This window comes from Azospirillum sp. UFLA03-27, from assembly GCF_059803775.1.
The window spans coordinates 15849-28916 of record NZ_JAUQTX010000058.1; the positions used below are offsets into that span (position 1 = coordinate 15849).

Consider the following 13068-nt stretch of genomic DNA (forward strand, 5'->3'; position numbering starts at 1 on the left):
TCGATAGTTTTCCTCCGCCCTGTCGGGCGTAAATCCACCTCACCCAAACCCTCTCCCGAGGCGGGAGAGGGCTTCACACCGCAAATCCTCTCAATCCCCCGGCGCCGGTTCCGGCCGGGGCGGCCCCAGCGGGTCGAGCGGGGTGACGGTCGGCGTCGTCTGGGGCAGCGGGCGAAAGCTCGCCTGGGCCTCGGCGGGAGGCGGCGGGCGCATCCGCGTGCGCCACAGGCCGTAAAGCGTCGCCGAGCCCGCCCCCGCGGCGATGAAGCCGAACAGCGCTTCCGGCCCGGCGAAGCCCATGGCGGCCGAGGCCAGCGGCGGCCCGATGATCGCCCCCACCGAGTTGGCGAGGATTAGGCCGCCGCTGACCGACACCACATTGTCCGGCCCGGCATGGTCGTTGGTGTGGGCGGCGCAGACCGGGTAGAGCGTGAAGGCCAGCCCGCCGAACAGCGGCGCCACCAGCAGCAGCGTTTCCTGCCGCCCGCTGCCTTCCGCCAGGATCATGCCGACGCTGACCAGCGCCAGCGCCGCCGACAGGCCGATGATGACGGCGCGCCGGTCGAAGCGGTCTGACAGCCGCCCCAGAGGCCATTGCAGCGCCACCCCGCCCAGGATCAGGGTGCTCATGAACAGCGCCGTCCCCGACACCCCAAAACCGGAGGCCGCTCCGAACACCGGGGCGAGGCCGTAGATGGAGCCGGTCACCGTCCCGCTGATGAAGACGCCGACGACGCCCAGCGGCGACGCCTCGTACAGCCGCCGCAGGCCGTAGGATTCGACGTTGGGCAGGGTCGGCGGCGTGGTCCGGGTCAGCGCCACCGGCACTAGGGCGAGCGTCAGCAGGATGGCGATCAGCATGAAGATGCGCACGCCCGCCTCATCGTCCAACTGCAGCAACTGCTGGCCCACCGCCGAGGCGGCGTAGAGCGTGACCATGTAGAGCGACAGGATCTGGCCGCGCGTCTCGTTGTTGGCCGTGCCGTTCAGCCAGCTTTCGATGCAGATGTAGAGGCCGGCCATGCAGAAGCCCTCGGCCAGCCGCAGCACGGTCCACAGCGGCACCGCGGCGAACAGGGCGTGGGACAGCGCCGCCGCTGACAGGACCGAGGCGAAGGCGGCGAAGGCGCGGATGTGGCCGACCCGCGTGATGACCCGGTGGGCGAACAGGGAGCCGCCGGTCAGCCCGGTGTAGAAGGCCGCGGTGATCATGCCCACCGCGACCGCACCGGACTCCGTGCCGGCCAGCCGCAGGCCGATGAGCGTGCTGAGCGCGCCGTTGCCCAGCATCAGGAAAGCGACCCCGAGCAGGAGCGAAAGTACCGACCGTGCAACCTGCGGCATGTGTCCGACCACCCGTTTCATCCACGAAAGACCGGCGCCGCAGCCCGGAGGCCACGGCGCCGGCCCTTGGATGGCACCCGCCGGATGGCGAATCAACCCTTGTAATTCGTGGATTCGGTGGCGTCCCAGCCATTCCACAGCAATGCAGAAGAGGTACCGCTGGGGGAGCAGAGATACCTCTTCCGGTTGAGCGCTTGGTCGTCTCCGGGCGGCTTGCCCGGTGTCCGGCTATTCCGCCGGGGTGGCGATCAGCGTCTCGGGCAGGGTGTCCTTGCGGATGCGCAGGAGTTCCTTCCACTTCTTGAGGGCGGCGATCAGGATCACGAAGCCCAGCGACAGCATGATGATCGAGATGCCGGCGTTGAAGACGTTGTAGCCCTTGGCCAGCGGGTTCAGATAGACGTTGGTGATCATCCAGTAGCCGGCGTAGTTCACCGTCACGAACAGGTAGGCCAGCGGGACGAGGCAGGTCAGCATGTAGACCCGCTTCTGGCCGAGGCGCAGGATGATCGTGGCGCCGATGATCAGGCCGACCGAGGCCATGAGCTGGTTCGACACCCCGAACAGCGCCCACACCGAGTTGATGTCACCCGACGTCAGCAGGTAGCCCCAGGCCACGCAGGCCAGCACGCTCGCGGCGATCGAACCGGGGACCCAGTCGAGACGCTTCAGCGGGGCATAGAGGTCGCCACCCAGGTCCTGGATCAGGTAGCGGGCCACGCGGGTACCGCTGTCCACCGCGGTCAGGATGAACACCGCCTCGAACATCACGACGAACTGGAAGAAGTAGGAGGCCAGCGTGCCGAACCACGGGATGCGGGTGAAGATTTCCGTCATGCCGACGGCCAGGGTCACCGCGCCGCCTGTGCGGCCGTATAGGTCGAGGCCGATTTCCTGGCTGAGCCGCGGCAGATCGACGACCTGCATGTTCAGGGCCTGGAAGGCGGCGGGCGAGGAGTTGATGGCGAAATAGTCGGCCGGATGCAGGGAGGTGGCGGCGATCAGCGCCATGACGCCGACCACGCATTCGGCCAGCATGCCGCCGAAGGCCACGGTGCGGATGTCGCTCCATTTGTCGATCAGCTTCGGCGTGGTGCCCGAGCCGATGAAGGCGTGGAAGCCGGAGATGGCGCCGCAGGCGATGGTGATCGAGATGAACGGCCACACCGGGCCGGCCAGCACCGGGCCGCCGCCATGGATGAAGTCGGTGAGCGCGGGGAAGCGGATTTCCGGGTTGATGAAGACGACGCCGACGACGAGCGCGCCGAACACGCCGATCTTCATGAAGCTCGACAGGTAGCCGCGCGGGGTCAGCAGCATCCACACCGGCAGGGCCGTGGCGAAGAAGGCGTAGATCGGCAGGATTAGCGCGACCGTCTCGGCGTGCAGCGTCAGCCAGCTGCCCAGCACCGTGCCCTGGATGTAGGGGCCGGCGAAGACGGAGGCGGCGATGGCGGCGATGCCGACCTGCGTGGCGCCCTTGGACGAGCCGGTGATCTTCTCGTAGAGGCCGAGCGCGACGGCAATCGGGATCGTCATGAAGACCGCGAAGGCGCCCCAGGCGTTGCGTTCCAGCGCATGGACGACGACCATCGACAGGCCGGCCATGGTGATGGTGATGATGAACAGCATCGCCAGACCGGTGCACCAGCCGGCGACCGGGCCGAGCTCGGCCTTCGCGACTTCCGACAGGGACTGGCCCTTGTGCTTCATCGAGGCGAACAGCACGACCGTGTCGTGCACAGCACCGCCGATGACGCAGCCGATCAGCAGCCACAGGAAGCTCGGCAGATAGCCGAACTGCGCGGCCAGCACGGGGCCGACCAGCGGGCCGGCGGCGGCGATCGCCGCGAAATGCTGGCCGGCGTTCACCCACTTCTTGGTGGGAACATAGTTTCGCCCGTCGGCCAGGATGTGGGACGGCGTCACCTCGGAATCATCGGCACGGAGCACCTTGCGCACAAAGAACACGCCGTAGAAGCGGTAGCAGAGGGCGAGGATGCAGAGTGTCGCGATCACAAATGTTAGGGCGTGATCCATGACAGCTCTCCTTGGAAGGAACTGCCGTCACGTTAGGCCGGGTTTCATCCTCCGTGTGGTGCTCTCCCCGGAGCGGCGCCAGGGCGTGGCGAGCGGTCGGAAAGCGGCGGTGAGTGGCGGGGGATTTTACAAACCCTCTCCCCTCCGGGGAGAGGGTGGCCCGCAGGGCCGGTGAGGGGGTTGCGCTTTTGCCGGACGCACCGCCACGCGCAACCCCCTCACCCTAACGCTCTCCCCAGAGGGGAGAGGGAATAGCCAGGACATTCACCCGATGCCCAGCCGCTCCTTCAGCGGGCCGAGGAAGCGGCGGCTGACCGGGATGCTTTGGCCGCCCAGCGTCTGGATTTCCGCCAGACCGTTGTCGATCAGGCGGATTTCCCGGATGCGGTCGGGGTTGACCAGATATTGCCGGTGGCAACGCACCAGCGGCGTGCGCTCCTGCAAGGTCAGCAGGGTCAGCTCGGTGAAGCGCTCCTCGCCGTCGGCGCCGACGACGAAGACGCCGCTCGCCTTGGAGGCCACGCATTCCACCTCGTCCAGCTTCAGCAGGGAGATGCGGTTGTGGCCGGTGCAGGGGATCAGCCGCAGCGGGGCGGCGTCCTTCAGCACGGCGAGGTCCTGCGGCGCGCGCTCACGGCGCAACCGTTGCAGCGTCTTGGCCAGCCGGGCCGGGTCCGCCGGCTTCAGCAGATAGTCGAAGGCGTGCTCCTCGAAGGCCTGGACGGCGTATTCGTCGTGGGCAGTCAGGAAGACGATGCGGGGCATCCGCTCCGGGTCGAGCATGCTCAGCATCTCCAGCCCGCTGACGCGCGGCATCTGGATGTCGAGGAAGACCACGTCGGGCGGCTGGCGGTTGATGGCGCCGATGGCCTCAATGGCGTTGGCGCATTCCCCGGCGACCTGGAGGTCGGGGAACTCCTCAAGAAGGCGCCGCAGCTCCTCGCGGGCCAGCGGCTCGTCGTCCACGATCAGGACGGTCATCATGGCGCGGTCTCCGCGACGGCAGGGATGTCCAGGGGAAGGCGCAGGGTGATGCGGGTGAAGACGTCGGCCTCGCAGGCGACATCCACCCCGTAGCCGTTGCCGAAGCGGTTGCGGACGCGGCGGTCCACGATGGACATGCCCAGCCCGTCACCGCCCGGCCGCTCCTCGTAAAGGCCGGCGTTGTCCTCCACCGCCAGCAGCAGGTCGCCGCCCTCCCGCCGCGCCGCGATGCGGACATGGCCAGGGCCGAGGAGTTGCGAGGTGCCGTGCTTGATGGCGTTCTCAACGAGTGGCTGGAGCAGGAAGGCCGGCAGCCGGGCGTGGCGCAGTTCGTCGGGCACGTCGATCTCCACCGACAGGCGCCCGGTGAAGCGCGCCAGTTCGATCTGGAGATAGGCGCTGACATGCTCCACCTCGTCGCCCACCGTGGCCTCCTGGCTGGGGCGCTTCAGGTTCTTGCGGAAGAAGACCGATAGGCTCTGCACGAGTTGGCGTGCCCGCTCCGGGTCGTTGCGGATGACCGCGGAGATGGTGTTCAGCGCGTTGAATAGGAAATGCGGGTTGACCTGGGCATGCAGCAGCTTGATCTCCGACTGGGCGAGCAGCGCCTTCTGCTGTTCGTAGCGCCCGGCAAGGATCTGGCTGGACAGCAGCCGGGCGATGCCCTCCCCCAGCGTGCGGTTGATGGTGGAGAACAGCTTGGTCTTCGGCTCGTACAGCTTCACGGTACCGATCACCCGGTCGTCTTCCCCGACCAGCGGGATCACCAGCGAGGCGCCCAGCCGGCAGTTCGGGTGGATCGAGCATTTGTAGGAGACCAGATTGCCGTCGGCGTAGAGCACCTGGTTGTTGGCGATCGCCTGATAGGTCTGGGGCGAGGTGATCGGCGTGCCCGGCAGATGGTGGTCGTCGCCGACTCCGATGAAGGCCAGCAGCTTCTCGCGGTCGGTGATGGCGACGGCGCCGACGCCCGTCTCCTCGTAGATGATGCGGGCGACCCGCATGCTGTTCTCTTCGTTGAAACCCTGCCGCAGCACGCCGTCGGCCCGCGCGGCGATCTTCAGCGCCTTGGCGGAGAAGGCGCTCGACTGCTTGTCGATCAGGGCGCGGCGGTCCATCAGGATGCGCATGAACAGCCCCGCCCCCAGCGTGTTGGCGACGATCATCGGCAGAGCCACCACCTCGACCAGATGGACCGCCGCCGGGAAGGGCTTTGCCACCAGAAGGATGATCAGCATCTGGGCGATTTCCGCGACGAGTGTGACAGCGCCGACGCGCAGCGGGTCGAACAGCGGCTCGATCCGGCCCTGGCGCACGAAGTGGCGGTGCACCAGACCGCCGATCAGCCCCTCCGTCACCGTGGAGACGGCGCAGGCCACCGCCGACATGCCGCCCAGCGAATAGCGGTGCAGCCCGCCGGTGAAGCCAACCGCCAGCCCCACCGACGGCCCGCCCAGGATGCCGCTCAGCACGGCCCCGATGGCGCGGGTGTTGGCGATGGAATCGTCGATCTGCAACCCGAAATAGGTCCCCATGATGCAGAACATGGAGAAGATGACGTAGCAGGCCAGCTTGTGCGGCCAGCGCACGGTGAGGTGCATCACCGGCAGGAACAGCGGCGTCCGGCTCAGCATGTACGCGATGACCAGATACACGCACATCTGCTGGAGCAGCAGGAAGACGAGGCTGAGATGCTCGACGGTCATGGGGGCGGACGGCGGGTGGCGGGCGGCGGGATTGCCGGCCCGCAGGCTACCCCCGCCCGCCATGCCGCGGTATGATTCCAATCAATGGATGCGGCCGGAGTCCCAGGACCGCTGCGATGGCTCTATGCGGCCAGCGCGGGCGCCTGCTGCACCGTTGCCAGCACGGTGCCGGTGTTGGCGGGCGGCAGGCGCAGGCGGCTCGCCAGCCCTTCCAGGGAGTCGTGCAGGCGCCGGCAGGGGGTGCCGTCCTCCCCCGGCTCGTAGATGCCGACGAAGGGCGCACCCGGCTGGTTGGGGTCGAGGTGGAGTTCGACGATGTGGGTGCGCGACGTGCAGCCGCGGATCAGCGGATCGGCGGGAATCACCGTCCAGCCGCGCCGCAGGCAACGTTCGGCCAGCCCTTCCAGATAGAGCGAGGCGGACGGAACGCGCTTCAGCGCCTTCAACTCGGCGATGAGTTGGCGGACGTTGTCCACCTGCTCCAGGAAAAGGCCGGCGGCGTGATGCGTGTCGCGGATCACGAGTTTCAGCATGGGTTGGAACCTCCTCTGCGCGCACGGCTCCGTCACCCGCGGGGACGCATCGGCGGCCTTCGCGGCGCCACGCCCGTTGGGCGGAAGCCTGCGCGTTGTGCGTTTGGGTGGGAAGCGTCGGACGGGACGCGGTTCCGTTATTCGGCCGCGCCCAGGTCCGTGCCGGTCAAATCCGGTTCGGGCCGTTCGGCCACCGTCACAGGCGGTTCGGACGCCGGTTTGCGGTCGGGGTAAAGCGCGGCCACCATCTGCTCCAGCCGGTGCCGCAGCGAGCGGTTCGGCTGGTCGGAGGGCCGGGCTTCGACGCGCACGTTCACCACGCCGTCCTCGATCATGCCCAGTTCGCCGGCGGCCTTCCGGGACAGATCGATCACCCGCCCTTTCACGTAGGGGCCGCGGTCGTTGATCACGACCTCGACGCTGCGCCCGTTGTCGGCGTTGGTCACCGTCACCCGGCTGCCCAGGGGAAGCCGGCGGGACGCGGCGGTCAGCCGGTTCTGGCTGAATCGCTCCCCCGACGCCGTGGTCCGGCCGTGGAAGAAATCGGCGTAGTAGGACGCCTTCCCCTTGTGAACATAAACCGGTTCGATATCCGAAACGACCGGCGCCGAGTTTTCCTCAAACTCGACATCCTGCAGAATTGTGTCCTGCGGCACTGGCGGGACGGAGGCAATCTGTGCACCAGTCGAGCATGCTCCAACAGAAACAGCACAGATGGCGAGCGCAACACAGCCATACCGCACTCTTTTTCTCCCCCGTTGTTGTTCTGCGGCAACGGTTGCGGAATCTCTCCATCCTGTCAATCCGCGAATCCACACCTATGCTGTGACAGGATTGCGCCTTAATATTCTTTAACGATTTTACTTTGACCTTATCATGACGGGTGCGAGCCGGTTCGTGTGTTTCATTTGTAGCGATTGAATTTTTGCCCATCCTGGAAATTCCGCCAGTCATCCTCAGCCTATAACCCGGCGTGACCGCAGGCCCGCGAGTGCGAGGAAGGAATTTCCCGGAATCCCCACAAGATACTGAAAATTCGCTGGAAATTTTCCATCGCCCAATGCTGATGATGCCGTCTGTTCCATTGAACACGGACAAACGCCTTGTCATAAGTACTGGCTGATTGAAAGACGAACTCCGATCGTTTTCACCAAACATCATCGAAATTCCGAACGAATTTAGCGAAACACCGGTCCACTCAAACGGAGTGCGCGGACATGAGTGAGTTTCGGATTCCCGCCCCTGGCGAAATTGGGGACGGGCTCGGCGACGATCGATCACCCCTCGATGACGTCTCGGGCTTCGATGACGTTTCAGGCCCGGCGATGGAAACGGCCGGCCGGACGACGGGCGGCGCCGGCGATCCGCTGTTCGTACGGGCGTTCGACAGCGGGCGCCGCTGGGGCGTCCCGCCGGACGGTGCCGCGACGGCGCCCTACAGCCTGACCTACGGCTGGGTCGTGGATGCCGGCATCCGCTACGTGCCCGGCTTCCGTCCGCTCAACGACAGCCAGAAGGCCATGGCGTTGCAGGCGATGGGGGAGTGGAGCGCCGTCGCCAACCTCGCCTTCGTGGAAACGGCGGCGCCGATGACCGCCAACCTCCAGTTCCATATGAGCCAATTGGACGCCTTCGGCGCCTCCGGCATGGCCTACTACCCCAACCCGGCGGGCTCCTACATCTACCTCGACCCCGAATCGGCCGGTTACCGGACCTATGTGCACGAGATCGGCCACGCGCTGGGCCTGAAGCATCCCGGCGACTACAACGGCACGGGCAGCGGCACCCCGCCCTTCCTGCCTCCGTCCGAGGACAACCGGACCAACACGATCATGTCCTATTACGGCGTCTGGCCCGGCGGGCTGGGCGTCTATGACGTCGCCGCGATCCAGCGCCTCTACGGCCCCAACCCCGCCGTGCGCTCGGGCGACGACCTGTATCTCCTGACACCGGGGGCGCCGGGACGCTACCTCTGGGACGGCGGGGGCAACGACACCCTGTCCGCTGCGGGGGCGGACGTTCCTGTCACTGTCGACCTGACGGGCGGCTGGGGATGGTTCTCGGCGCAGGCCCCTTCGATTCTCGCCCAGAACCAGTTTTTCGTCGGCTACGGAACCCGCATCGAGACCGTCATCGGAGGATCGGCTGGCGACCGCTTGACCGGCTCGCCCTTTGCCGACACGCTGATGGGTGCCGCGGGGGACGACACGCTGGCCGGTGGAGGCGGCGACGATCTTCTCGACGGCGGAACCGGCACCGACACGGCCTTCTACAACTTCCCCTCCGCCAACGCGTTCGTGACCAGCGATCCATTGGGGAGCGGAGCGGACCTGACCGTCACCGGCGCCGGTGGCGCCGACCGGTTGCGCGGCATCGAACAGCTGGTCTTCGCCGACCGCACGGTCTCCCGGCAGGAGGCCGCAGCCGCCCTGCCCCGCGCCGCGTCGGACCAGCGCGCCATCGTTCAGGATGGCACCATGAGCTACGAGGTGCGGATGGCTGCCTATTCCGGCCCGGTCGCCGGTCTGAAGAACCAGTTCCTGGGAACGGCCGCCGCGGAAGCGGTCGTCGGCAGCGACCAGGGCGATTTCATGAATCTGCTCGGCGGGAACGACGCCGCGCAGAGCGGAGGCGGAGACGACGTGCTGGACGGCGGCTCTGGCTCCAACTTCCTGACCGGCGGAGCCGGCACGGACACCTTCAACGTCGATGGTCGGGGCGAAGGCGTCACGTGGTCCACCATCACAGACCTGCAACCGGCGGAATGGGTTGTCGCCTGGGGCTGGACGGACACCCTCTCCAAACTGACCTGGGAGGATCTGGCGGGCGCCACCGGCTATCAAGGGGCCACCGCGCGAATCGACCTGGACGGCAACGGCGGCACCGACCTCAGCCTGACCTTCAGCGGACAGCCCCCCGGCGGGTTGCTCGCCATGCCCGGACAGGTGGGGACCGACAGCTATCTTGCCTTCCGGATCGGCTGACCGCATTCCGCAGTTCGAAAAAACGGCCGGATCGACTGCAGCGCCACGCCGATCCTGGCGCATCCTCAGCGCAATCGCCGAGCACGGAACGAGGAGGGACCCACGACCATGAAGCAGGTGATGTTCGTCGAACTTGGCATGGGCGCCGATCTGCACGGTCAGGACGTGACCAAGGCCGCGGTGCGCGCCGTGCGCAACGCCATCGAGCGCAACTCCATGCCCGGCATGCGTGCGCTGGTCGATGGCGACACCAGCCGGATGCAGGTCCGCGTCCATCTCGCCGTTCCTGCGGACGCCGACCGACTGGACCTGGAGGCCGTGCGGGCCGTCTTCCCCTATGGTCAGGTGTCCTTCAACGTGGTGTCGGGCGGCATGCTGGCGCCCAGCGGCATCTTCCTGGCCGACAAGAACGACCGCAACGAGATGATCTACATCGTCAACGCCGCGGTGGAGGTCGGTATTTGAAGTCTGGGGATTGAGGTTTGGCGCTTGAGTGCGGAGCGGTTGCCCCAGCCCCCCGTTTCGTGCCAGCGTCGGGGCATGAAGCGCGCGCTCCGAACCGCCCTGATCGCCGTCGGCATCCTCGCCGGCGGCCTCGTCACTCTGACCGTGGGGGTGGTGGCCGCCCTGCCCGTGATCGCCGACCATATCCCGCTGGAACTGTCGCGAGTCGTGATGAGCGACGGGCGGCGGCAGGTGGAGATGCAGGGTATGGTCCATGTCGCCAAGCCGGACTTCTACAGCGCGATCGCCCGCCACATCGCGCAGCGGCGCCAGGAAGGCTGGCTGGTCTTCTACGAGGAGGTCCGCCCCGACGCTTCCTCCAACCCCGCCGGGGTGGCCGACGTGCTGCGCCGGCTGGGGGCGGACTGGAACCCGGACAGCAAGCAGCATCCCTACGAGATGATGGCGAGCCTGCTCGGCGACGGGCTGGTGCTTCAGGACAACCGCGCCCTGATCGGCCCGCCGGGACCGGACGCCCGCAACGTCGACGTCACCCTGTCGCAACTGCTGGCTGCCCTGCCCCCCGACGATCCGGACGAGGCCGATCCGGAAACCATCGATCTGGCGCAACTCCGGGACGAGTACGACCAACTGCCGGGCTGGGTGCAGCGGCGGGTCCAGGCCGCCATCCGCATCATGCTGGCCACCACCGCGTCGGGCGCCATGGTGCGCGAGGCGCTGCCGCCCGCGCTGACCACCCTTCGCGAGGACAAGGTGGTGGCGGCGATCAAGGCCGAACCGGACCGCAACATCCTGATCCTCTACGGTCAGGTCCACATCGGCCACATCCAGACCATGCTGAAGGACGCCGACGCGCGGTGGCGGACGGTCTCCTCGAAGGCGATCCAGGCGTTCTGAACCGCGCTGGTCACCCGCACTGGTCACCCGATGCGGATCACCAGATTTTGCGGGCCAGCTCCTCGCCGCGGGCGGTGAGTTCCGCGAAGCGGCGGCGGGCCTCATCCTCGGCATGCCAGTCGCTGGGGGCAACGACGGCTTCGGCGGCATCCGGACGGTCCGGCGCGCTGGGACGGTCCCCCGCCTCCCCGTGGAGACCGTAGATCTGGCCGTCGCGCGCCTCGATCACGGCGTAGCGGCCGTCCCGCTCGACGAGCCGGAAGCTGCCATGTTCCGATACGGTCCGGACCTTGGGCATCGCAATCTTCCCTTGCGGTTCACATGTCACGCCGTGAACAACCGGCGTGCCGCCCATTTGTCGCATAGCAGCAATATAGCACTTTATGGGTGCAAATGAGAGTCGTTCGCACTATACAGGAAGGAAGTCAGCCGCAAAGAAGTTCGAACCGCCAATGTTCACAGCGCTTCACACCCGTTCCATCGCTGCGATGGCCGCCGCCGGCACCTTCCTGTCGAGCGGAGTTGGCTGGGCGCAGGGCACCCCCGCAACCAACGGCGGCACTCCCGCGGCACCGGCTTCCACGGCAGCGCCCATGACGGCGCCTGTGACGGCGCCTGTGACGGCGCCCGCCGCCGACGCGCTGGCCGCCCCGCTGGCGGCGCCGGACGCTGCGGCGGGAGCCGCCGCCGGACTGGAGCATCTGACCGCCGCGACGGCGACGCTGCCGCACGACCTGTCCCCCTGGGGCATGTTCATGGCGGCGAGCCCGGTGGTGCAGGCGGTGATGGTCGGGCTGGCGCTGGCCTCGGTGGCGACCTGGACCATCTTCCTCGCCAAGTCGGTGGAGCTGTCGAAGGCCAAGCGCAAGGCGCGGGCCTCCCTGGCGGCGCTGGAGCAGGCGCGTTCGCTGACCCAGGCGGCCGAGAGCATCGGCTTCGAGAAGACTCCGGCCACCGCCTTCCTGCGCGCCGTGATCGCCGAGGCGCACCAGTCCGCCGACGCCCCTTCGCAGGAGGGTCTGAAGGAACGCGCGGCCTCGCGCCTGGAGCGGATCGAGGCGGCGGAGGGGCGGCGCATGATGCGCGGCACCGGCATCCTCGCCAGCATCGGCTCCACGGCCCCCTTCGTCGGGCTGTTCGGCACGGTGTGGGGCATCATGGTCAGCTTCATCGGCATCGCCAAGTCGCAGACGACCAACCTCGCCGTGGTGGCGCCGGGCATCGCCGAAGCGCTGCTGGCGACGGCCATCGGCCTCGTCGCGGCCATCCCGGCGGTGGTGATCTACAACGGCTTCGCCCGCTCCATCGGCGGCTACCGCGCCCAGCTCGGCGACTCGTCGGCAGCGGTGCTGCGGCTGCTGAGCCGCGACATGGACCGCCGCGCCCTGCCGCGCACCGTGTCCAAGGCGGCGGAGTAAGACCATGGCGGCGCGTCTGGACGACGGCGACGATCTCACCGAGTCGCACGACATCAACGTCACGCCCTTCATCGACGTGATGCTCGTGCTGCTCATCATCTTCATGGTGGCAGCCCCGCTGGCGACAGTGGACGTGCCGGTGGACCTGCCGGCCTCGACCGCCCAGCCGCAGCCGCGGCCTGACAAGCCTCTGTTCCTGACCATCCAGGCCGACAAAAGCCTGTCGGTGGGCGACACGCCGGTGGCGCGGGAGTCCCTGGCGGCGGCGCTGGACGGGGTGACGAACGGCGACAAGGGCGCCCGCGTCTTCCTGCGCGCCGACCGCAGCGTGGATTACGGCGCGCTGACCGAGGTGATGAACGCGCTGCGCGCCGCCGGCTATCTGAAGATCGCCCTGGTCGGGCTGGAAGGCGCGGCCGCGAAATGAGCGTGGCGACGTTCGATCCCAACGACCTGCCGGACGGCGAGGAGCGCACGGCACCCGCCCTGGCGCGCTGGGGCGGCAGTCTGGTGGTCGTGCTGGGCGCCCACGCCCTTCTGGCGCTCGCCGCTCTGTCCTGGCACGTCGCGATGGAAGAGGCGCCGGCTGCGCCGCCCGCGGTGATGCTTGACCTGCCGCCGATGCCGGAAACGCCGGCCGCGGAGCCGCCGCCGACCTGTCTCTTATACACATCTGACGCTGCCGACGATTATACGC

Annotated in this window: 12 protein-coding genes and 1 pseudogene; 6 read left to right on the top strand and 7 right to left on the bottom strand. The window is 67.7% G+C overall.

Going from position 1 to position 13068, the window contains the following annotated elements; all coding sequences use genetic code 11:
- Positions 1-90: 90 nt before the first annotated feature.
- The 6 genes from Q4I23_RS11475 to Q4I23_RS11500 form a co-directional block, all read right to left on the bottom strand.
- The gene (locus Q4I23_RS11475; protein WP_498526330.1) at positions 91-1344 is read right to left on the bottom strand and encodes an MFS transporter; all 1254 of its coding nucleotides are present in this window, start codon (positions 1342-1344) and stop codon (positions 91-93) included.
- 228 nt (positions 1345-1572) lie between these two features.
- On the bottom strand, positions 1573-3384 hold the full coding sequence (locus tag Q4I23_RS11480) for a carbon starvation CstA family protein (RefSeq protein ID WP_035679491.1): 1812 nt from the start codon (positions 3382-3384) through the stop codon (positions 1573-1575).
- 264 nt (positions 3385-3648) lie between these two features.
- Complete coding sequence (btsR, locus tag Q4I23_RS11485) at positions 3649-4368, bottom strand: two-component system response regulator BtsR (RefSeq protein ID WP_014241759.1); 720 nt, start codon at positions 4366-4368, stop codon at positions 3649-3651.
- Complete coding sequence (locus tag Q4I23_RS11490; protein ID WP_498526338.1) at positions 4365-6074, bottom strand: LytS/YhcK type 5TM receptor domain-containing protein; 1710 nt, start codon at positions 6072-6074, stop codon at positions 4365-4367. The genes btsR and Q4I23_RS11490 overlap by 4 nt, the downstream gene beginning before the upstream one ends.
- A gap of 122 nt (positions 6075-6196) precedes the next feature.
- Positions 6197-6607, bottom strand: a complete 411-nt coding sequence (locus Q4I23_RS11495; RefSeq protein WP_498526331.1) for a hypothetical protein — start codon at positions 6605-6607, stop codon at positions 6197-6199.
- 137 nt (positions 6608-6744) lie between these two features.
- Positions 6745-7350: a septal ring lytic transglycosylase RlpA family protein gene (locus Q4I23_RS11500; protein WP_498526332.1), complete on the bottom strand. Its 606-nt coding sequence runs from the start codon at positions 7348-7350 to the stop codon at positions 6745-6747.
- Positions 7351-7824: 474 nt separating this feature from the next.
- Here Q4I23_RS11500 and Q4I23_RS11505 point away from each other — a divergent pair, with 474 nt between their 5' ends.
- From Q4I23_RS11505 to Q4I23_RS11515, 3 genes are all read left to right on the top strand, one after another.
- Positions 7825-9591, top strand: a complete 1767-nt coding sequence (locus tag Q4I23_RS11505; RefSeq protein ID WP_498526333.1) for a reprolysin-like metallopeptidase — start codon at positions 7825-7827, stop codon at positions 9589-9591.
- A 108-nt stretch (positions 9592-9699) separates the two neighbouring features.
- Positions 9700-10056: a Lin0512 family protein gene (locus Q4I23_RS11510; RefSeq protein ID WP_498526334.1), complete on the top strand. Its 357-nt coding sequence runs from the start codon at positions 9700-9702 to the stop codon at positions 10054-10056.
- 75 nt (positions 10057-10131) lie between these two features.
- Positions 10132-10953 (top strand): hypothetical protein, encoded by an 822-nt coding sequence (locus tag Q4I23_RS11515; protein ID WP_498526335.1) that lies wholly within the window; start codon positions 10132-10134, stop codon positions 10951-10953.
- 37 nt (positions 10954-10990) lie between these two features.
- Here Q4I23_RS11515 and Q4I23_RS11520 read toward each other — a convergent pair whose 3' ends face one another.
- Entirely contained in the window at positions 10991-11251 is a 261-nt protein-coding gene (locus Q4I23_RS11520) for a hypothetical protein (protein WP_498526336.1), read from the bottom strand.
- Between the two features lie 154 nt (positions 11252-11405).
- On the opposite strand from Q4I23_RS11520, the gene exbB reads away from it, so the two are divergent.
- From exbB to Q4I23_RS11535, 3 genes and pseudogenes are all read left to right on the top strand, one after another.
- Entirely contained in the window at positions 11406-12371 is a 966-nt protein-coding gene (gene exbB, locus Q4I23_RS11525) for a tonB-system energizer ExbB (protein WP_498526337.1), read from the top strand.
- Positions 12372-12375: 4 nt separating this feature from the next.
- Positions 12376-12798, top strand: coding sequence for a TonB system transport protein ExbD (gene exbD, locus Q4I23_RS11530; protein WP_014241770.1), 423 nt, complete (start codon positions 12376-12378; stop codon positions 12796-12798).
- Positions 12799-12800: 2 nt separating this feature from the next.
- Positions 12801-13068: pseudogene (locus tag Q4I23_RS11535) on the top strand (hypothetical protein); the annotation flags it as partial.

Excerpts from the sequence above, each read along its gene's own strand:
- Q4I23_RS11495 (WP_498526331.1), bottom strand. The coding sequence starts at position 6,607 with ATGCTGAAACTCGTGATCCGCGACACGCATCACGCCGCCGGCCTTTTC.
- Q4I23_RS11515 (WP_498526335.1), top strand. The coding sequence starts at position 10,132 with ATGAAGCGCGCGCTCCGAACCGCCCTGATCGCCGTCGGCATCCTCGCC.
- btsR (WP_014241759.1), bottom strand. The coding sequence starts at position 4,368 with ATGATGACCGTCCTGATCGTGGACGACGAGCCGCTGGCCCGCGAGGAG.
- Q4I23_RS11475 (WP_498526330.1), bottom strand. The coding sequence starts at position 1,344 with ATGCCGCAGGTTGCACGGTCGGTACTTTCGCTCCTGCTCGGGGTCGCT.
- Q4I23_RS11505 (WP_498526333.1), top strand. The coding sequence starts at position 7,825 with ATGAGTGAGTTTCGGATTCCCGCCCCTGGCGAAATTGGGGACGGGCTC.
- exbB (WP_498526337.1), top strand. The coding sequence starts at position 11,406 with ATGTTCACAGCGCTTCACACCCGTTCCATCGCTGCGATGGCCGCCGCC.
- exbD (WP_014241770.1), top strand. The coding sequence starts at position 12,376 with ATGGCGGCGCGTCTGGACGACGGCGACGATCTCACCGAGTCGCACGAC.
- Q4I23_RS11490 (WP_498526338.1), bottom strand. The coding sequence starts at position 6,074 with ATGACCGTCGAGCATCTCAGCCTCGTCTTCCTGCTGCTCCAGCAGATG.
- Q4I23_RS11480 (WP_035679491.1), bottom strand. The coding sequence starts at position 3,384 with ATGGATCACGCCCTAACATTTGTGATCGCGACACTCTGCATCCTCGCC.
- Q4I23_RS11510 (WP_498526334.1), top strand. The coding sequence starts at position 9,700 with ATGAAGCAGGTGATGTTCGTCGAACTTGGCATGGGCGCCGATCTGCAC.
- Q4I23_RS11520 (WP_498526336.1), bottom strand. The coding sequence starts at position 11,251 with ATGCCCAAGGTCCGGACCGTATCGGAACATGGCAGCTTCCGGCTCGTC.